Below are 18,654 nucleotides of genomic sequence, written 5' to 3'. Positions count from 1 at the left end.
GACGATCGTTCCGCCGACCTAGACTTGATGCCGTGTGCACGGTCGTGATCGATGTCGAGAATGCCGGATCCGCACGACTTCTGGCGGTCCGCGACGAAGACCCGCTGCGGACCTGGGACTCCCTCGGAGCGTGGTGGCCGGACGACTTTCCGGGCGTGGTGGGTATCCGCGACCGCCGAGCGGGCGGCGCGTGGCTGGCCGCGAACCCGGCAGAAGGACGACTCGCCGTGCTGCTGAACCGCGCGGACGTGCGTGACCTCCCCGCAGCTCACGCGGTGTCCCGCGGCGCCCTCGCTCTGGAGTCGGTGACGGGCCGATCGCCGGTCGCACCGCTGCCGATGCACGGCTTCAACCTGCTCGAGGTGGGCCCCGCCGGCGCGAGAGTGCTCTCGTGGGACGGCGTCGAGCTTCGCGAAACACCCATCGAGCCCGGAACGCACATGATCGCGCACGACGATCTCGACGATGCGACGACTCCGCGGATCCAGGCGTGGCTGCCCGAATTCCGCGCCCTGGGTCCGACCGCCGACAGCGACGACTGGACGGCCGAGTGGACGGCCCTGCTCGCATCTTCGACCGCGCTCCCTCCGGAAGACGACAGGGCGATCATCCGCGACAACCGGCCGCACGGCTACCCCACGCAGTCCCTGCTCTACTGCATCGCCGCCGTCACCAAGGACGGGGTCGAGGTGCGCGACGTCGCACTGCCCGCACCGGCGCACTGGTCTGAACACTGAATCCGGCCTGAACACTGACCCTGGCTGAGCAGCGACCCCGGCTGAACACTGAATCCGGCCTGGACACTGAATCCGGCCTGGACACTGAATCCGGCCTGGACACTGAATCCGGCTGCGTGATGGACCCGCCCGGCTCAGGCCGCGGGCACCGCGGATTCCTCGGCACAGGAGAACCGCGCACGGTAGGCGGTGGGGGTCAGCCCGAGCACTCTCGCGAAGTTCTGCCGCAGCACAGCCGCTGAACCGAATCCGCACTCGTCGGCGATGTGCTCGAGCGGCAGGTCGGTGCGCTCCAGCATCCGCTGCGCGTGGATGATGCGCTGACGCGCGAGCCAGGCCGCCGGCGTCGCGCCGTATTCGGCTTTGAACCGGCGGGCGAACGTGCGCGGCGACATGAGGGCCCTGGCCGCCAGCTGGTCGACACCGAGGTCTTCGCGCAGGTGCTCGACAGCCCAGTCGGCGACCGCGGCGAGCGAATCGGTGGGGACGACGGGGATGGGGCGATCGATGAACTGTGCCTGGCCTCCGTCGCGCTGCGGGGGCACGACCATCCGGCGGGCGATGCGGTTGGTGAGCTCGGCACCCACCTCCTGCCGGAGCAGATGCAGGCAGGCGTCGATGCCCGCCGCGGTGCCGGCACTCGTGATGATCTTGCCGTCCTGCACGAACAGCACGTCGGGGTCGATGTCGATCTGCGGATACATGTCGGCCATGACGTGCGCGTACATCCAGTGCGTGGTGGCGCGTCGACCGTCGAGCACCCCGGCAGCGGCAAGGATGAACGATCCACTGCACACGCTCATCACCCACGCGCCGCGGTCGACCGCATGGCGGGCGACGTCGACCAGAAGCGGATCCACGTCGCCCCAGTTCTCCCGGGGAAGAGGGCAGAACACCACGAGGTCGGCTTCGTAGGCGAAGGCCAGATCGTGCTCGACGTTCACCGAGAAGCCGATCTTCGACGTCACGACGCCGGCACGGGGAGCGACGATGCGGAAGTCGAAGTTCGGCACCCCGTCATCGGCGCGGTCGAGGCCGAACGCCTCGCAGGCGACGCCGAACTCGAAGGGCGCGAACCCGTCCTGGATGACACAGGCGACCGTCTTCATACACACTCCCGGTTGGCAGTTTTCATACGTTCAGAGTCTATTCTGCCACTCGTGGCGGTTCGGCATCGAACGTAGCGTTTCTGCCATGATACTCCTCATCGCACTCCTCGCCCTCGCCGCGTGGGCCACGATCGCCACCTTCGTCGAACTGCGCCGCGACGGATACCGTCGCACCCCGACCGACTGGACGCGCCTCGCAGAACGCGATGTCGGGCAGCAGGCCGAGTCGGGGCACGGTTATCGCTGACCAGCACCATGACCGCGGGGGCTACGCTCGTCGTCATGAGCGAGCCTCAGCGACCTTCCGGTCCCCCCGCCCCGCACCTGCCCGCGTCTCCGCAGTACCCGACGACATCGCAGAACCCCGCAGCACCGCAGAACCCCTCCCCGCAGTACCCCGCCCCGCAGCACCCCGCCCCGCAGTACCCCGCAGCACCCCAGTACCCGCCGGCACCGCTTCCGTCTTATGGTGCGCCGCAGCACCCCGCTGACACGGGGAACCCGCTCGGAAGGGTCGCGTTCCTCATCGCGGTGATCGCTTTCGCCGTCAATCTCGTCATCTCGCTGACGGCGCCGTTCGCCTACTTCGCCGCTGACGGTTACGGCTGGTACAACGCCCTCTCCGGCCTGGTCGGCGTGGTGAGCCTCGTCGCATACGTCCTGGCGTTCATCCTCGGGCTCGTCGCCGTACGCCGGCCCGGCCCGCACCTGCTCGCCGGCATCGCGATCGGCATCGCCGGAGTGGGCGCCATCGGCATGGCGACCACCTGGATGTCGTCGCTCTTCTACCAGTTCTTCTGAGGCTGCCTGCTCGAAGACACGACTGCCGGCGCCGTCGTGATCATGCGAGCACCCGTTCGTAGACCTCGACCATCGCCGCCGTGCGCGATGACTGTCGGAACGCCTCGGCCACCTCGGGCAGCGGAACAGGAGCCGCCCCACGCGCGATGTCGTCTGCCGCACGTCGCAGCGTCTCAGCCAGCGCGACGCGTCGGCGAGCCTCCCGCTCCACCCCGGATCCTGCTTCCGCATCCGGCTCTGGTACGGCCCACAGCCCGCCGCCGAGCTCCGCGGCGATGTCGGGGTCGCAGATCACCGACGGCGTTCCGAGGGTGGCTGCCTCGAAAGGGGTCATCCCCTGGGTCTCGAAGCCGATCGACGTCTGCACGAGCGCGTCGGCGGCGGCGATGCGCGCCAACGTCTGCGGGTAGGTGAGGCGTCCGGCGAAGTGCACGCCGTCGCGTGCGCGGACGATCTTCTCGGCGGCTGCGCGCTGAGCGCCTCCCCCGATGATCTCCAGATCGGCGACGACTCCCGAAGCGACGAACGCCTCGAGGAACGGAAGGAGGCGCTTCTCCGGGCTCATCCGGCCGAGCCAGACGAACCGCGGTCTCCCCGGCACGCGGTCTGCGGGCTTGTCCGCGAGCGTCTGCTCGCGGACGTCGTCGTCGATGCCGTTCCAGATCACGTCCACGTGCGGGAAGACGTCGTGCTGCTCGAGGCGGCGGGCGAAGTGCGTCGAGGGGGCCGTCACGGCGGACGCCCCGGCGGCGAGGCCGCGCAGGAACGCCCACCCGTCGCTTCCCTTCGCCGGGTATCCCCCCTTCGACGGAATCGCGATGCCGCGCAGGGCGATGCCGCGCCAGGCGTTGAGCGCCGCGAGCACCGGGCGGTGCAGCGGAGTGACGGCGGCGATACCGACGTCGACCCGGTTGTGCATGGTGTGCACGACCGGGATGCCGTGGCGCTGCGCATACCGGTGTCCGATGAAGGCTCCCCAGAAGTCGGCCTGGACGTGCACCAGGTCGACGGGCGGACGGCGGGTCATGGCCTTGTCGAGGAAGCGATCGGTGCCGCGCCCCGGCCAGCTCATCGAGTATTCGCGATCCGTCGTGATCGGCATCGACGGCAGGTCGACGTACGCGCCGCCGTGGGTGCCGGCCGACGCGCGCGATCCGTGCATCTTCGGAGCCACGACCGTCACGGTGTGACCGGCGCGTTCCAGGAACTCCCGCTGGAGCCGCATCGACACCTGCGCTCCCCCGAGGGAGTCGAGGTGTTGATCGCCGAAGAAGACGATGTGCATGGCGGGTTACTCCGGCAGCGGCTCGTCGCGGTACAGCGCCTCGAAGGTGTCGAGGGTGCGGTTGATGTCGTGGATCAGGACGCCGTCGAGCGAGGCCTGCTGCATCCGCTCGTACTCCGCGGGCTCCGCCGTGAGCACGTCGGTGAGGCGTGCAGCGAGCTCGTCGGCATTCCCCGGCTCGAACAGGTAGCCGTTCTCGCCGTCGTGCACCAGGTGCGGGAGGGCCACGGCATCGGCCGCGACGACGGGCAGGGCCGAAGCCATGGCCTCCATGGTCGCGATCGACTGCAGCTCGGCGATCGAGGCGATCACGAACAGGCTCGCCCGCGACAGCAGGGCTCGCAGCTCCTCGTCGGTGGTGCGCCCATGGAAGGTCACCCGGTCGGAGAGACCGAGCTGGGCGGTCAGGTGCTCCAGCTGCTTGCGCTGGTCGCCCCCGCCCACGATGTCGAACGTGGTCTCGAGCGCGGGGTCGAGCTTCGTCATGGCCTGGAGGATGACCTCGACCTGCTTCTCGGCGGTGAGGCGTCCGACGAACACGATGCGGTTCTTCTCGCGCGGACCGATGACCGGCGTGTACTGCGAACGGTCGATACCGCAGCTGACGGGGATGACCCCCTTCACCTCGACGGTGTTCTCGAGGAAGTCGGCGGCACGGCGGGTGGGCGTGGTGATCGCCCTGGTCAGGTCGAACGTGCGCTTCGCGTCGGCCCAGGCGAACTTCAGCACCAGGTCGTCGATGAACTTGGGCATGGTCGTGTGATCGAGGATGTTCTCGGCCATCACGTGATTGGTCGCGATGACGGGGATGCCGCGCTCGTGGGCGATGCGCGCCAGTCCGCGACCGATCACGATGTGCGACTGGATGTGCACCACGTCCGGCTGCACCCGGTCGAGCACCTTGCGGGCGTAGTGCTTCGAGCGCCAGGGCCATACGAAACGCAGCCAGTCGTGCGGAGGCCAGCGGACCGACGGCAGCCGGTGCAGGGTCATCGGCTCGCCTTCGATGACCTCGGTCCGCGGCTCGGCGCGGCGGTAGGCCTGGTTGAGGGCGACGACGTGCACGTCGTGTCCGCGCTGCACGAGGCCGGCGGCGAGGCGCTCGGCGAAGCGGGCGGCGCCGTTGATGTCGGGCGCGAACGTGTCGCAGCCGATCACGATCTTCAACGGTCGGGGCGCGGATTCGGCGGCGGAGCCGCTCGACGGATCGATCGGATCGTCGGAGGAGGTCACAGACATGCTGCCTTACGATGTGGCGGCCAAGGGAGAGCCCTGGTCGGGCGCTGGCCACTCTACCGGAGGGCCCTGATCGTGCCGCCGAGGCGTACCGGGCATCACTCAGACGCACCGGCTACCGTGGAGTCATGCGACTGAGTGCCGACGCCGATCCCCAGCTGTGGATTCCCGTGACGGACTCGCTCGGCTGGAAGGGCCGCCGCCACCGGAAGGCGGCGATCCGGATGCTGCTCGGCCAGGTCAACGCCGCGGTCGGAGCGACGGAACGACCCGGCTCGAGGTTCGGCGCGTGGGCGATGAGCCAGGCGGCGCCGATGCTCATGAAGCGTGCGGACGGACGCGTGCTGGTGTGGACGTGGAAGGCGGAGCCCGAGCTGGTCGTGGCGATGGCGACCGCGCAGGTCCTGACGCCTGATGTGCGCATCGCCCGGGCCTCGATGCCGATGGACTACGACGACACGGAGTCTTTCCCCACGAGGCTCGGCGTCGGCGAGAAACTGCTCGTCCCGATGCCGCCGTCGCCCGCCTCGCCGCCGTTCGCGACGTACACCTGGGACACGGGTACGCACCTGGTGACGTTGACGGCCGTGTGCAGCGACAAGGAGCGGTTCGGCACGCTGATCGGCGCGCTGGACGACCTCGCGCGCAGCCTCCGCATCGCCGACGACCTCACGGGCGGCGAGTCCCCCGACGTGCTGAGACTGCCGCCTGCCTGACATCGCTCTCCCGCTCCCCGTGTGATTCCCGGGAGGCCGCGGATCGCATCCCGCGTCATTCCAGTCCGTGCGAATCCAACCATGCCTTCGCGACTCTCGCAGGGGCACGCGCCAGCCATGCATCGGTGATGATCTCTTCGAGCCGGCCCCGGTCGACGGCATCGAGACGGACGAGCAGTCCCGGGTAGCCGTCGAAGTGGGGGATCGTGAACAGCGCATCCGGCTCGGCGGCCAGAAGGGCATCCTTCTCTTCGAGGTCGGCGACCCGCACCGCGAGCACATCACCGGTGGGCCACTCACGCCCGGCCTCGGCGAGCTGTCGCAGATCGGTCGTTCTCGGTCCGCGAAGCCACGCGAACTGGCCGCTCTTCAGCCGCCAGGCCGCCGCTCCGGTGTGACCGCCGACGGATTCCTCGGCGCCGGGCAAGGCGAGGGCGATCGCGCGCACATCGTCGATGCTCACCATCCCGCCATCCTGCACCCGTTCGCCCTGCCACTACAACGGGTCCGCGCACATCACCCACACACGCGAGAGCAGGAGCACACGCGGGCTCAGCGCACGATACTCAACGCGCGATGCTCAACGCACGATACGCAGCGTCCGCACCTCGAACGGACGCAGTCGCAGCGCACCGCCCGTCCGTGCATCGTCGATCTCGTCCTCGATCAGACTCACCTCGCGCACCTCACTGTGGTCGAAGCCCACGGACAGCTCGCCGACCGCACGACGCCCGAGCGCTTCGTACACACGCACGATGACGTCGCCGGAACCGTCGTCGGCGAGCTTCACGGCCGACACGACGATGCCCTCGCCCTGCACCGAGACCAGCGGCTCGACCTCGCGCGCCCCGCGGAGAACCGTGGGCAGGCTGTTGATGCGGATGCCCTCGGCTGTGGCGATCGCGGCGTCGGCGCCGATCACGAAGCCGACCTCGATCTCGTGGGGACCGTGATCCGTGTCCGGGTCGGGGAAGCGCGGCGCCCGCAGCAGGGAGAGCCGCACGGTTGTGGTGACCCCGTCCTCGCCGACCTCGCGCGTCGTGTCGTACCCGTAGATCGAGTCGTTCACGAGGGCCGCACCGAAGTCCTGCTCGCGCACGAGCACGAACCGGTGCATCGAGGTCTCGAACTTTGCGGCCTCCCAGCTGGTGTTCGTGTGCGTGACGCGCGCCTGGTAGCCGAACTGGGTCTCGGCTTCGGTGTGCGACGCCTGGATGTCGAGCGGGAACGCCAGCTTGAGCAGCTTCTCGGTCTCGTGCCAGTCGATGTCATTGCGCAGCAGCACGGTGCGCGACTTCGGCGCGAGCACGATCGTCTGCGTGATGGTCGACTCCGAGAACGGGCGCACGACGACGATCTGCGCGACACCGTTCACGAGTGATGCCTCGATGGAGGAGACCCCCGTGAGGTCGTCGACGCTGTTGCGGTAGTACCGGTCGATGTCCCAGGCGTCCCACATGTTCGGGAAGTCCTGGTGCAACTGGAACAGGTTCGCGGCCCTGCCTGCGGCGACCGTCTCCCTGCCCGACGCCTTGTCGACGGCGGACACGATCAGCCCCTCGCACGAGACGAGCACTGACACGAGGTCGTTCTCGACCCGCCAGCCATCGGCCTCCTCGACGAGCGTCACGGGTGCGACCGTCGACTCCCCCACGAACGCGGCGCCCAGCGCCCGACCACCGGCGACCGAGCTCGGCTCGAACCGCAGCTCGCGGTCACCCTCGCCGGCGAGCGACCGGCGCGCGGCGTCGGCGATGTCGCGCGCATCCGACAGCACGTCGGACAGCACGGCGACGGCCTCGCGGTGCACCCACGCGATCGATGTCCCGGGCAGGATGTCGTGGAACTCGTGCAACAGTACGGCCTGCCACAGCCGGTCGAGCTCCGCCTGCGGGTACTCGGCACCGGTGCGCACGGCATCGGTGGCGGCCCACAGCTCTGCTTCGATCAGAGCGTGCTCGGCCCAGCGGTGCAGGGCCTTCGTGGCGTGCTGGCTGGTGAGCGTGCCGCGGTGCAGTTCGAGGTAGAGCTCGCCGACCCACACCGCCGGGTTCGGCAGCTCGGCCTTGGCGGCGTCGAAGAACACGTCGGGGTGCTCCCATACGACCTGCGCGCTGCCCTCGAGGTCGCGCAGACGCTCGGCCTTGCCGGTCATCTCACGGGTCGTGCCGCCGCCGCCGTCGCCCCAGCCGACCGGAGCGATCGACCGCGAGCTGAGGCGGTTCTCCTTGAACTGACGGGAGGCCTTCGCCACCTCCATACCGCTCAGCTGCGAGTTGTAGGTGTCCATCGACGGGAAGTGCGTGAACACCTGCGAGCCGTCGATGCCCTCCCAGAGGAAGGAGTGGTGCGGGAACACGTTCTGCTGGTTCCACGAGATCTTCTGCGTGAAGAACCACTCGAACCCGGCACGGCGCATCAGCTGCGGAAGGGCCGGCGAATAGCCAAAGCTGTCCGGCAGCCACACGCCCTTCGAGCGGATGCCGAACTCGCGCTCGAAGAAGCGCTGCCCGTGCGAGAACTGCCGCACGAGCGACTCTCCCGTCGGCATGACGGTGTCGGACTCCACCCACATGCCGCCCAGCGGCAGGAAGCGTCCGGCGGCGACCGCGGCCTTGACCCGCTCCCACACCTCGGGGCGGTGCTCCTTGATCCAGGCGTACTGCTGCGCGCTCGACATCCCGTACTGGAACTCGGGCTGCTCCTCGATGAGCGTGGTCATGGACGAGGTCGTGCGCGCGACCTTGCGGATCGTCTCGCGCACCGGCCACAGCCAGGCCGAGTCGATGTGCGCGTGACCGACGGCCGAGATGCGGTGCGCACTCGCCTCGGCGGGCGCGGCCAGCACGTCGGCGAGTCGGGCGCGGGCGTCGGAGGCGGTTTCCACGATGTGCTGCAGGTCGAGCACGTCGAGCGCGTCGTCCATGGCCTGCAGGATGCGCATGCGGCGCGGCGACGTGGCAGGGAGCTCCGCCTGCAGCTCGAACAGCACCTCGAGGTCGAGGGACAGGTCGAACACCTCGGGCTCGAACACCGCCAGGTCCATCCGGCGGGCGCGGTAGAGCGGCTCCTTCGAGGACGTGAGGATGTCGCCCTCCTGCGTCGGCAGGAAGGGGTGGTAGTCCAGCAGCACCGGGTTGGACGCCGCCTCGAGGTACAGCTCGATGGGTTCGTCACCCGCGGCGGTCTCGGCGATCGGCACCCACTGGTTGCGCGGGTTGATGCTCTTGATCGGCGTGCCGTCCGGACGATAAGCCAGGGCCTCGCACTGGAAGCCGGTCATGTTCACGTCGAAGCCGAGGTCAATGAGCGCCTCGACCCGGCGGCCCGCCCACTCTGCGGGGACGCGTCCGGTGAGCTTGAACCAGGTGGTGCCCCAGGCGGGCCCCCACGGCGTCCCGACGACGCCGGGCGCGTAGTCGAGGGCGAGTCCCTCGGCGGGGGCGATGGGCTCGCCGGGCAGCTCGTGGATCTCGACGCCGAGCGGCGCGGAGGCCGAGTGGATCGCCGGGCGGATGCGCTCCTCGAGAACGCGCTTGACGCGGCCGACGGTGAGCGAGGTGTCGTCATGCATGAGTGGGTCTCCGGGCTCGACGGTGAGGGCTGATTCGGGTCTGCGGTGATGCGCTGTGACTGAATGCTATCTGTTGTACTAAAGCGATCTAGTGCACGAGTCTAGGGCACGATCCGGCTTCTTTCCCGAGGCTAAACCGATCAAGTAGGGTGAGGGACTATGAGTCCGGCGAAACGCGTCACGATCGCCGATATCGCGCGCATGGCTGGCGTGTCCCCCGGTGCCGTCTCCTTCGCCCTCAACGGGCGCCCCGGCGTGAGCGAGGAGACCAGGCACCGCATCCTCGCGATCGTCGAGGAGAACGGCTGGCAGCCGAGTTCCGCGGCGCGCGCACTGGTCGGCGCGCGCGCCAACACGGTGGGCTTCGCCCTCGCCCGCCCCGCTCGTTCCCTGGGCTCCGAGGCCTTCTTCACCGACCTCATCGCCGGCATCGAATCGCGTCTGTCGGAGAGCAAGGTGAGCCTGCAGCTGCGACTCGTCGCCGATGTCGCGGAGGAGATGGAGGTGCACCGGCAGTGGCGCTCCTCCAATCAGGTCGACGGGTTCATCTTCATCGACCCCCGCGAAGACGATCCCAGGGTCGGGCGCATCGAAGCCCTCGACGCCCGCGCCGTGATGATCGGGTCGGAGCCCTCCCCCGAGGGTTCGGTGCCCAGCGTCTGGATCGGCGACGACACCGTGGCCGAGACCCTCTTCTCCTACCTGTCAGCGCTCGGACACACCCGCATCGCCTACGTCGCTGGGCCTGCCGAGCTCGAGCACACGCGACTGCGGGCCCAGGTGCTCGAGCGCATGACCGCCGACGGCCTCGACGGCGAGGTCATCACCACCGACTTCTCACCCGCACGCGCCTCCGCGGTGACGCGGACACTGCTGTCGGGGCGACAGCGCCCGACGGCCATCGTCTACGACAACGACGTGATGGCGGTCGCAGGTCTCCGTGTGGCCCAGGAGATGGGCCGCGCCGTCCCTCGCGATGTCTCCCTCGCCTCTTTCGACGACTCGGTCATCGCCGGGCTCATCAATCCGTCGATCACGGCGATGACCCGCGACACCTTCGAACTCGGAGAGCGTGCCGCCACCCTGCTGCTGCAGCAGATCGAGGCAGGAGCGAATCTGCCGAGCGTCGAGGGCCCGACTCCCGTGCTCACGGCGCGCGAGAGCACGGCTCCGCCCGCTCGCACGGACTGAGCACTCGCACGGGCTGAGACGAACGCCCGACCCGGATCAGCCGGGAACGACCGTGTTCACCGAGCCGTAGGGGTCGACGACATCCGCCGAGAGGTCGGGGCGGATCAGGCGGCGGATACCGCGCGCGTCGAGCGCGACAGGGTCGAGTGCGTCGTGCGAGGTGACCAGTGTCGGATCGAGTCCGGCGGCGCAGGCGTCCACCCATGCCTGGAACACGGCACCCCCTGGGCTCAGTGCCGCGCGGCTCACGGGAACCTCACGCTCGTCGACGTCGACCACGATCGCGGTGTCCCGCGCGGGCGGGGCGACGCGCTGGCGCAGCTCGGGGATGAGTTCGGCGAGACGCCGACCGATGGGCTTCGCGGCGCCGTCCTGACCGATCAGCCCCAGGGTGTACTCGAGCTCGGGGAAGTCTCCGAGGTCACGGCTCACGTCGTGCGAGCACCACCACGTGATGCCCCAGAGGTTCTCGGTGCGCACGGCCCAGCGCACGGTCGCTTCCAGGAAGCCGGGCATCTCGTCGTCGGTGAGACAGTTCGAGGGGGCGCCCACCTCCTGCAGCCACACCACCCGGTCGGGGTCTGTCGCGAAGGCGCGAGAGAGCTCGATCAGGTACTCGGCATGACGGTCGGAGGCGACGGAACGCCCGCCGTAACGCTGGGCGGTGCCGTTGAAGATCCAGGAGTGGATCGTGGTCATCGCGCCGAGACGGGAGGCATGGGCGGGGGTGAAGCCGTGCCCGTCCATGTACCAGACCGCGTCGTACTCGCTGTGGACGTGCGGGAGCCCTGGCGCTGCCGCCTCCGCCGCCGACAGCAGCGCGGAGATCCACCCCCCGGCCTCGTCCTGCGTGACCGGCCAGGGCGACGGATGCGTGTGCGCGGAGAACTGGTTCGTCTCGTTGCCGAGCGTCAGCCCGAGGAAGTTCGGCGCCTCGCTCAGCGCTCGCCCCAGGCGGTCGACGAGTGCGATCTGCCCCTCGAGCGCCCTGGGGTCGGTGAACATGTTCTTGTCGTGCCAGGTGTACAACCACGACGGCACGAAGTCGAAGCTCGAGAGATGCCCCTGGACCACATCGATGCTGGCATCCATGCCGAACTCGCCGGCGATGTCGACGACGGCGCGCACGTCGTCGATCGCCTTCTCGCGGATCAGCGTGCGGTTCGGCTGCAGCACGGTCCACAGGGGGAAGACGCGCACATGGTCAAGCCCGAGCTCGGCGAGGGTGGCGAAGTCGCGACGCACGTCGTCGGGGGTGAAGTCGAGCCAGGAGTGCATCCAGTTCTTCGACGGCGTGTAGTTCGCCCCGAACCTCAGAGGAGCATCGAGGGCGCCGCGCTGCGTCATGTGTCAGACCTTTCGGACGTGCCCTCCGGAGAGGGCGGATTTCGCACCACTATAACGCTTGAGCAACAGAGGATGCACCCTGTCCTGCGCGCAGACAGTGATCTCGCGGCCGGGTGTCTTGACAGGGACGGAATCGGATGGTTTCATCTGCTAAAGCGTTGTAGTCCCCGATCGGACTGCCGCGCGGATTCGCCCGCCTCGAGGAAGAAGCACGATGAAAGTTCCCACACGCATTGTCGCTCTGGCAGCATTCACCATCGGCGTTCTGGCGCTGACGAGTTGCACGGGAGGCGGCGCATCCTCCGGTGCTTCCGGCCCCATCGACACATCGGGCGAGCTGAGCGGGAAGATCCAGTTCCAGACCTGGTCGCTCAAGAACGAGAAGTTCACCCCGTACTTCGAAGACCTCATCGCCGCGTTCGAGAAGGAGCACCCCGACGTCACGGTGGAGTGGCTCGACCAGCCGGGCGACGGCTACCAGGAGAAGATCCTGAGCCAGGCGAACGCCGACACCCTGCCCGATGTGCTGAACCTGCCGCCGGACATCGCCTACCCGCTCGTCGCGGCAGGCAAGCTCGTCGACCTGGAGACCGCGGATCCCGATCTGAAGTCGACCTACAACACCGGCGCATGGGAGGCGTACAGCGCCTACCCCGGTGTCGAGGGAACCTACGGCCTCCCCTGGTACCTCTCCAGCGACGCCTCGTGGTGGAACCTCGCGCAGCTCGCGCCGTTCGGGGTGACCGAGCAGAACCTGCCGACCACGGTCGACGAGCTCCTCACCCTCGCGGAAGACGTGGCGACGGAGTCTGGCGGCAAGGTGCAGCTGCTCTCCTCCATCCCGGCGCTCGACACGTTCACGGCCGCCGGCATGGAGGTCATCGACGACAAGGGCGAGTTCGACTTCAACACCGACGAGGCTGCGGCGATCATCCAGAAGTACGCCGACGCCTACGCCGCGGGCGCCATGCCCGCCGAGGCCCTCACGGGCGACTACGGCGGGAACGCCGAGGCGTACATCCAGGAGAAGGTCGCCTTCACGACCGGCGGCACCGGGTTCACGACCGACCTGCAGAAGGACGCCCCGGCACTGCTCGAGAACACGGTCGCAACGCCCCGCCTCGGGGTCGCACCCCTGTACGTGCAGGGACTGAACGTCTCGGCCGACTCCGACAACAAGGAAGCCGCGCTCGCGTTCGCGGAGTTCGCGACGAACCAGGAGAACCAGGTCGCGTTCTCGTCGCTGGCCGTCGGCACCGCGCCGGGCACGGCCGAAGGTGGAGACCAGGTCGTCGACAGCATCGCCTCGACCGTCACCGACGAGAAGCAGCTCGCCGCGATCGACACCGTGTTCGGTGCGATGAAGGATGCCAAGGCCCTGCCGTTCCAGTGGACGTCCGACATGGCCACCTACATGACCCAGCAGATCGCCCTCGCCGTCAACGGCGAAGCGGACCCGAAGGCCCAGCTCGACAAGATCGTCGAGTACGCCAACGCCAACCGCGTGGACCAGTGAGCATGCGCGCGGACACCGGCACCAGGAGCCGGAGGAAGACGATGAGATCCCACAAGTGGTACACACCGTGGCTGCTCATCGCCCCCGCCGTGATCTGGGTGCTGGTGTTCGCGCTCTGGCCCTTCCTGAACACGGTCTTCCTCAGCTTCACCGACGCCAGGCCGTTGCGCACGCCCGGCTTCGTCGGTGGAGCCAACTACGAGCGCATGTTCGGCGACGAGATGTTCTGGAACGCCCTCACCACGTGTCTCATCTACGTGGTGGTGTGCGTGCCCCTGCTCACGATCCTGCCGCTGCTGCTCGCCCTCCTCGTGCAGAAGAAGCTGCCGGGCATCTCGTTCTTCCGCACCACGTTCTACTTCCCCGTGATCGCCTCGGTCGTGGTGGTCGCCCTCATCTGGACATGGCTGTTCGACAGCCGCGGCATCATCAACCAGACGCTCGACTTCCTCGGCCTGATCGACAAGCCGATGCCCTTCCTCGTCGACCGCTGGCTGCTGCTCGGGTGCGCCATCCTGCTCACGGTGTGGAAGGGACTCGGCTACTACATGGTCGTGTACCTCGCTGCCCTCGGGAACGTCGGGAAGGAACTGCACGAGGCCGCGATGCTCGACGGCGCCGGGTCGTTCCGCCGCTTCCTCTCGGTGACGATCCCGTCGGTCCGCGGCGCGATGCTCCTCATCGCGGTGCTGATCGCCGTCTCGGCCATGCGCGTGTTCGCCGAGCTCGACGTGCTGTCCAAGAGCACGGGCGGCCCCGGCGGCTACGACATGTCGCTCGTGATGCTCATCCGCCAGGTCGGCTCCGGCCTGAACGGCAACATCGGCTACGCCTCTGCGATCAGCGTCGCCCTGTTCCTCCTGACGCTCATACCGCTCGCGGCGATCGCGTTCATGAACCGCGAGAAGAAGGCGAAGGCTCCCGCATGACCGCTCAGACGATCACCGCGCCCGAACGCGATGAGAAGCCGCAGGACGCTCCCGCTCCCGCGCGCGAGCGCATCTTCCGGCACCGCGGCTCCGGCGACTTCAGCAAGCCGACTCTCGGCGGGCTGATCGGCCGATACGCCTTGCTGGTGCTCGTGCTCTTCCTGGTCATCGGACCGTTCGTGTGGCAGCTGTCGACCTCGTTCAAGGGCGCGACCGAGAACATCTACTCCTTCCCCCCGGAGCTGATCCCGCGCGAGCCGACCCTGCAGAACTACACCAGGGTCGCCGACGTCGTGCCCGTGTACCTGTATGCGTGGCACTCGCTGCTCGTCTCCGTCGGCACCGTGATCAGCAACGTGATCCTGGCCACATTCGCCGGCTATGCGCTCGCCTGCATGAAGTTCCGCGGCAAGTGGATCGTGATGGGCATCCTGCTGTCGACCCTGCTGTTCCCCGGCGAGGTGACCGTGACGAGCAACTTCCTCACGATCCGTGCGCTCGGCCTCGCCGACACCCTGTGGGGAGTGTTCCTGCCCGGAGCGATCAGCGCCATGAACGTGCTGCTGGTCGCCACCGCGTGCCGCATGATCCCGAAGGACGTGCTCGACGCGGCCACCGTCGACGGCGCGACCACGTGGCAGCGCATCCGCCACATCGTGTGGCCGAACATCCGCGGCATGGTCTCGGTGGTGGCGATCTTCGCCTTCATCGGCGCCTGGGACGACTACCTCTGGCCGTTGATCGTGCTCTCCGATCCCGCGAAGTACACGCTGACGGTCGGCATGGCCTACCTCAACAGCAGCTTCTCGGTCGACCCGCGTCTGATCGCGGCCGGCACCATGATCGCCCTCGTCCCCATCGTGATCATGTTCTCGTTCACGCAGCGGTTCTTCTTCAAGGGCGTGCAGGAAGGCGCGATCAAGGGGTGAGCAGCGTGCACCTCATCCCGGCGGACGGCCCGGCCGATCCCCCGTCTTCCCGCCCCCGCAGCGGCGTGCTCCGGGCTCCGGTCTTCGCCTTCTCGTTCGATCCGTCCGCCGGCGAGCAGCGGCTCGACGTTCCGGATCTCCCCGCTGTCGAGATCACCCAGGACACCGTGCTGCACTGGGCGTTCTACGCGGACGGGCCGGCGGCGACGCTGGCACCGCACGCCTCACTCGCTGTGACGGTCGATGTGCGCTTCGCCGACGGCTCGCGGCTGAGCGACGACGCGGCCGTGCGGGACCGCTACGACTTCCCGGTCACCGCGCAGGCGCAGTTCGACGCCCGGTGGAGCCTGCCGGAGCAATGGAACGCCGACACCGTCGCCCTCGCTCCCTTCGCCGGTCGCGCGGGGATGGTCGAGGTCGTGTTCGGCACCGCGGCTCTGCCTGCCGATGCTTCCCCTGCCGATGCTTCCCCTGCCGATGCTTCCCGTGCCGATGCCGCGGACCTCCCCTCGCGCTGCACGGGCTTCGTGCAGCTCATGGTCGAGGAGAGGGTGCCGACGCCGGCCGACCTCGCACCCGCGGAACGCGTCGACACCCGCCGCGGCTCGCACTCGGGTGCACGATTCTCCCGCGGCAACACCATCCCGGCGGTCGCCGTGCCCCACGGGTTCACGTTCGTCACGCCGGCGACCGATGCGGAGGATTCGCGCTGGCCGTATCGCCCGTTCGTGCACGACGACCCGCAGGGGCGACGACTCGAGGCCCTGCAGTTCTCGCATCAGCCCAGCCCCTGGCTCGGCGACCGTTCCGTGCTGCAGCTGATGCCCTTCCTCGGAGACCCGACATCGAGCCGTGCAGGGCGACGGCGCTGGATCACACCGGGCACCGAACGGGCGCGGCCGCACGAGTACGCGGCAGAGCTCGGCGATGGCCTGCGCGTCCAGCTGACGACGACCGCCCACACCGGCGCGTTCCGCGTGTGCAGCTCCGACGCCGACGCCCGCATCGGCTTCGTCATCGACCAGCTCAGCGACGAAGGATGCCTCGCCTGGACGGACGCCGGGGGGTTCGAGGGCTGGATCCCTGAAGGCTCCGAGGAGTGGGGCAACGCTCCCCGCTGCTTCTTCGCCGGAGTGGTGATGCACCCCGACCAGGACGCCAGTGGGGACGGGCCAACCTTCGCACACGGTCCGCTCGATGATGACGGACGCGGTGCGGTCGCGGGCCACGTCTCCGGACGGGGCTCACTCGAGGTGCGGATCGGCATCTCCTTCCTCTCCGTGGAACAGGCCCGACGTGCCCTGGAGACCGAGGCGCCGGCGTCGATCGCCTACGAGGAGCTGCGCGATGCGACCGCTGCCCAGTGGGATCGGCTGCTGTCGCGCGTGACGATCCCCCCGCTGGCGGACGCCGACCTCCCCTATCGCTCGCTCGCCGACGAAGAGCACCGCTCCCGGATCGCCGCCGCCCTCCACCGGATGCACCTGTACCCCAACAGCGCCGCGGAGAACGTCGGAACGGCGGAGGTGCCCGTCTGGCGGTTCGCCGACGTGTTCGCTGCGCGTGCGTCCTGGGGCGATACCCCACCGATCGTCGACGGTGAGCTCGTCGTCAACAACGGCTACTGGGACACCTATCGCACCGAGTGGCCGGCGCTCGCCCTGCTCGACCCCGCCCTCGCGGGAGAGCTGCTCGACGGGCAGCTCGAGCAGTATCGTCGGGGCGACTGGATGGCGAGGTGGAGTGCCCCGGGCTACGTCGACAGCATGGTCGGCACCTCCAGCGACCAGATCTTCGGAGATGCCGCCCGCTGGGGCGTCGGGTTCGACCGTGCGGCCGCCTTCGAGAGCGGGTGGCGGAACGCCTGCGAGCCGGGGCCCGACGCACGCCGTGGCCGCAAGGGGATCGCGACCGGCCGGTTCACCGGGTACGTCTCCTCGGAGGTGCCCGAGGGCATGAGCTGGAGCATCGAGAACGCGGTGAGCGATGCCGCCCTCGGCCACTTCGCCGCGCAGCTGGCCGCCGAGTGCGAGTCCGCATCGGATGCTGCCCGCTATCGATCCTTCGCCCGCTACTTCGCGAACCGCGCGCGGTCGTATCGCACCCTGTTCGACCCGGACACCGGATTCTTCCGCGGCAGGGATTCCCTCGGCGAGTTCGCAGGAGGCTTCGACCCACGCTCCTGGGGCGGAGACAACGTCGAGACGAACGCCTGGGGCATGTCGGTCGGAGCCGTGCACGACGGCGCCGGACTGGCTGACCTCCACGGCGGCCCCGAACGCCTCGGCCGCCATCTCGACGCGCTCTTCGCCGAACCCGAGACCGCGGACGAGCGTTTCGGCGGTGCATACGGCACCGTGATCCACGAGCAGCGGGAGGCACGCGCCCTGCGGTCGGGGATGTGCGCGATCTCCAACCAACCCGCCCACCACATCCCCTTCATGTACGCGTTCTCCGACCGCCCGTGGCAGACCGCGTCCGTCGTGCGCGACCTCGCCAGGCGCCTGTTCGCCGGCGCCCACATCGGCCAGGGGTACCCGGGCGACGAGGACAACGGCGAGATGAGCGCGTGGTGGCTCTGGGCCGCACTCGGGCTCTATCCCCTGGAGCTCGCCTCGGGACGACTCCGGATCGGGTCCCCGCTGTTCGACGACATCCGTGTGGCTCGCGGCGACGGCTCGACGCTGCGGATCCGGTCACGACGCTCCGCTCCGTCCGCCCATGTGCTGCAGGAGGCGCGACTCGACGGCGTGACCCTGACGTCGGCAGACCTGCCGATCGATGCGCTGGTCGGAGACTCCGTTCTCGAGCTGCGGTTCGGTACCGACCCCCTCCTGGCGCTGGAAGTCGCGGGTCCGCAGCAGCACTCGGTGCCCTGGCATCAGGATCTGACGTCGCGCGACGGATACCCCCTCGCCTCGTCAGGGGTCACGAACCCCGAGCACCTCTTCGACGATGGCGCGGGCCTCACCCTCGAAGGTCGGCAGGAGAGCACCCTGCACACCGGGGACTGGATCGGATGGCGGTTCCCCTCGCCGCAGAGTGTCAGCGACGTCACGGTGACCACGACCTCAGAGGCCTCCTCCTCCGCGCTGCTGTGGGAGCACCTGACGACTGCGGGTGAGTGGGAGACCGTCGGGACGACCCATGTCTGCGAGCTCCCGGCCGACCGTACGACGCCCTTCACGTTCACGGAACGAGTCGTGACCTCGGCGATCCGCGTCCGGGCGGAAGCCGAGGTCACGCTCCGTCAGATCGAGCTCTTCGATCTCGACTGATCGGGT

Annotated in this window: 15 protein-coding genes; 9 read left to right on the top strand and 6 right to left on the bottom strand. The window is 68.8% G+C overall.

Going from position 1 to position 18,654, the window contains the following annotated elements:
- Nucleotides 1-32 precede the first annotated feature (32 nt).
- Nucleotides 33-737, top strand: coding sequence for an NRDE family protein (locus tag MOX01_RS03155; protein ID WP_061015603.1), 705 nt, complete (start codon nucleotides 33-35; stop codon nucleotides 735-737).
- Nucleotides 738-871: 134 nt separating this feature from the next.
- Here the strand turns inward: MOX01_RS03155 and MOX01_RS03150 are convergent, their stop codons facing one another.
- A complete protein-coding gene (locus tag MOX01_RS03150; protein ID WP_046748727.1) occupies nucleotides 872-1,846 on the bottom strand; it encodes a GlxA family transcriptional regulator in 975 nt (324 codons plus the stop codon).
- 85 nt (nucleotides 1,847-1,931) lie between these two features.
- On the opposite strand from MOX01_RS03150, the gene MOX01_RS19060 reads away from it, so the two are divergent.
- Complete coding sequence (locus MOX01_RS19060) at nucleotides 1,932-2,093, top strand: hypothetical protein (protein WP_170224101.1); 162 nt, start codon at nucleotides 1,932-1,934, stop codon at nucleotides 2,091-2,093.
- A gap of 35 nt (nucleotides 2,094-2,128) precedes the next feature.
- On the top strand, nucleotides 2,129-2,647 hold the full coding sequence (locus MOX01_RS03145; protein WP_141368326.1) for a hypothetical protein: 519 nt from the start codon (nucleotides 2,129-2,131) through the stop codon (nucleotides 2,645-2,647).
- A 40-nt stretch (nucleotides 2,648-2,687) separates the two neighbouring features.
- Here MOX01_RS03145 and MOX01_RS03140 read toward each other — a convergent pair whose 3' ends face one another.
- Both MOX01_RS03140 and MOX01_RS03135 read right to left on the bottom strand, forming a co-directional pair.
- The gene (locus MOX01_RS03140) at nucleotides 2,688-3,932 is read right to left on the bottom strand and encodes a glycosyltransferase (protein WP_061018019.1); all 1,245 of its coding nucleotides are present in this window, start codon (nucleotides 3,930-3,932) and stop codon (nucleotides 2,688-2,690) included.
- 6 nt (nucleotides 3,933-3,938) lie between these two features.
- Entirely contained in the window at nucleotides 3,939-5,171 is a 1,233-nt protein-coding gene (locus MOX01_RS03135) for a glycosyltransferase (RefSeq protein ID WP_061018016.1), read from the bottom strand.
- Nucleotides 5,172-5,296: 125 nt separating this feature from the next.
- On the opposite strand from MOX01_RS03135, the gene MOX01_RS03130 reads away from it, so the two are divergent.
- Entirely contained in the window at nucleotides 5,297-5,884 is a 588-nt protein-coding gene (locus MOX01_RS03130; protein WP_046748723.1) for a hypothetical protein, read from the top strand.
- A gap of 55 nt (nucleotides 5,885-5,939) precedes the next feature.
- On the opposite strand, the gene MOX01_RS03125 is transcribed toward MOX01_RS03130, so the two are convergent.
- Both MOX01_RS03125 and MOX01_RS03120 read right to left on the bottom strand, forming a co-directional pair.
- The gene (locus MOX01_RS03125; RefSeq protein WP_046748722.1) at nucleotides 5,940-6,350 is read right to left on the bottom strand and encodes an MmcQ/YjbR family DNA-binding protein; all 411 of its coding nucleotides are present in this window, start codon (nucleotides 6,348-6,350) and stop codon (nucleotides 5,940-5,942) included.
- A gap of 114 nt (nucleotides 6,351-6,464) precedes the next feature.
- Complete coding sequence (locus MOX01_RS03120; protein ID WP_141368324.1) at nucleotides 6,465-9,458, bottom strand: alpha-mannosidase; 2,994 nt, start codon at nucleotides 9,456-9,458, stop codon at nucleotides 6,465-6,467.
- Nucleotides 9,459-9,617: 159 nt separating this feature from the next.
- On the opposite strand from MOX01_RS03120, the gene MOX01_RS03115 reads away from it, so the two are divergent.
- The gene (locus MOX01_RS03115) at nucleotides 9,618-10,649 is read left to right on the top strand and encodes a LacI family DNA-binding transcriptional regulator (protein WP_061018012.1); all 1,032 of its coding nucleotides are present in this window, start codon (nucleotides 9,618-9,620) and stop codon (nucleotides 10,647-10,649) included.
- 36 nt (nucleotides 10,650-10,685) lie between these two features.
- Here the strand turns inward: MOX01_RS03115 and MOX01_RS03110 are convergent, their stop codons facing one another.
- Nucleotides 10,686-11,996 carry a glycoside hydrolase 5 family protein gene (locus tag MOX01_RS03110; protein ID WP_141368322.1) on the bottom strand — a complete coding sequence of 437 codons (1,311 nt, stop codon included), beginning with the start codon at nucleotides 11,994-11,996 and terminating at the stop codon, nucleotides 10,686-10,688.
- A gap of 214 nt (nucleotides 11,997-12,210) precedes the next feature.
- Between MOX01_RS03110 and MOX01_RS03105 the strand changes: the two genes are divergently transcribed.
- Genes MOX01_RS03105 through MOX01_RS03090 form a run of 4 tightly spaced genes read left to right on the top strand, consistent with a single transcriptional unit; the run spans nucleotide 12,211 to nucleotide 18,648 of the window.
- A complete protein-coding gene (locus MOX01_RS03105) occupies nucleotides 12,211-13,512 on the top strand; it encodes an ABC transporter substrate-binding protein (RefSeq protein ID WP_061018009.1) in 1,302 nt (433 codons plus the stop codon).
- Between the two features lie 41 nt (nucleotides 13,513-13,553).
- Nucleotides 13,554-14,441, top strand: coding sequence for a carbohydrate ABC transporter permease (locus MOX01_RS03100; protein WP_058632343.1), 888 nt, complete (start codon nucleotides 13,554-13,556; stop codon nucleotides 14,439-14,441).
- Nucleotides 14,438-15,370 (top strand): carbohydrate ABC transporter permease, encoded by a 933-nt coding sequence (locus tag MOX01_RS03095; protein WP_113680770.1) that lies wholly within the window; start codon nucleotides 14,438-14,440, stop codon nucleotides 15,368-15,370. The genes MOX01_RS03100 and MOX01_RS03095 overlap by 4 nt, the downstream gene beginning before the upstream one ends.
- Nucleotides 15,367-18,648 (top strand): glycoside hydrolase domain-containing protein, encoded by a 3,282-nt coding sequence (locus MOX01_RS03090; protein ID WP_141368320.1) that lies wholly within the window; start codon nucleotides 15,367-15,369, stop codon nucleotides 18,646-18,648. Before MOX01_RS03095 ends, MOX01_RS03090 begins: the two co-directional genes overlap by 4 nt.
- The last annotated feature ends 6 nt before the right edge of the window (nucleotides 18,649-18,654 follow it).

The organism is Microbacterium oxydans (genome assembly GCF_006540085.1).
Lineage (GTDB): Bacteria > Actinomycetota > Actinomycetes > Actinomycetales > Microbacteriaceae > Microbacterium > Microbacterium oxydans.
Note: the sequence above shows the minus strand (reverse complement) of the source record. Positions and strands in the feature narration are given on the sequence as shown.

Excerpts from the sequence above, each read along its gene's own strand:
- MOX01_RS03110 (WP_141368322.1), bottom strand. The coding sequence starts at position 11,996 with ATGACGCAGCGCGGCGCCCTCGATGCTCCTCTGAGGTTCGGGGCGAAC.
- MOX01_RS03125 (WP_046748722.1), bottom strand. The coding sequence starts at position 6,350 with ATGGTGAGCATCGACGATGTGCGCGCGATCGCCCTCGCCTTGCCCGGC.
- MOX01_RS03105 (WP_061018009.1), top strand. The coding sequence starts at position 12,211 with ATGAAAGTTCCCACACGCATTGTCGCTCTGGCAGCATTCACCATCGGC.
- MOX01_RS03145 (WP_141368326.1), top strand. The coding sequence starts at position 2,129 with ATGAGCGAGCCTCAGCGACCTTCCGGTCCCCCCGCCCCGCACCTGCCC.
- MOX01_RS03120 (WP_141368324.1), bottom strand. The coding sequence starts at position 9,458 with ATGCATGACGACACCTCGCTCACCGTCGGCCGCGTCAAGCGCGTTCTC.
- MOX01_RS03140 (WP_061018019.1), bottom strand. The coding sequence starts at position 3,932 with ATGCACATCGTCTTCTTCGGCGATCAACACCTCGACTCCCTCGGGGGA.
- MOX01_RS03100 (WP_058632343.1), top strand. The coding sequence starts at position 13,554 with ATGAGATCCCACAAGTGGTACACACCGTGGCTGCTCATCGCCCCCGCC.
- MOX01_RS03130 (WP_046748723.1), top strand. The coding sequence starts at position 5,297 with ATGCGACTGAGTGCCGACGCCGATCCCCAGCTGTGGATTCCCGTGACG.
- MOX01_RS03115 (WP_061018012.1), top strand. The coding sequence starts at position 9,618 with ATGAGTCCGGCGAAACGCGTCACGATCGCCGATATCGCGCGCATGGCT.
- MOX01_RS19060 (WP_170224101.1), top strand. The coding sequence starts at position 1,932 with ATGATACTCCTCATCGCACTCCTCGCCCTCGCCGCGTGGGCCACGATC.
- MOX01_RS03150 (WP_046748727.1), bottom strand. The coding sequence starts at position 1,846 with ATGAAGACGGTCGCCTGTGTCATCCAGGACGGGTTCGCGCCCTTCGAG.
- MOX01_RS03095 (WP_113680770.1), top strand. The coding sequence starts at position 14,438 with ATGACCGCTCAGACGATCACCGCGCCCGAACGCGATGAGAAGCCGCAG.
- MOX01_RS03135 (WP_061018016.1), bottom strand. The coding sequence starts at position 5,171 with ATGTCTGTGACCTCCTCCGACGATCCGATCGATCCGTCGAGCGGCTCC.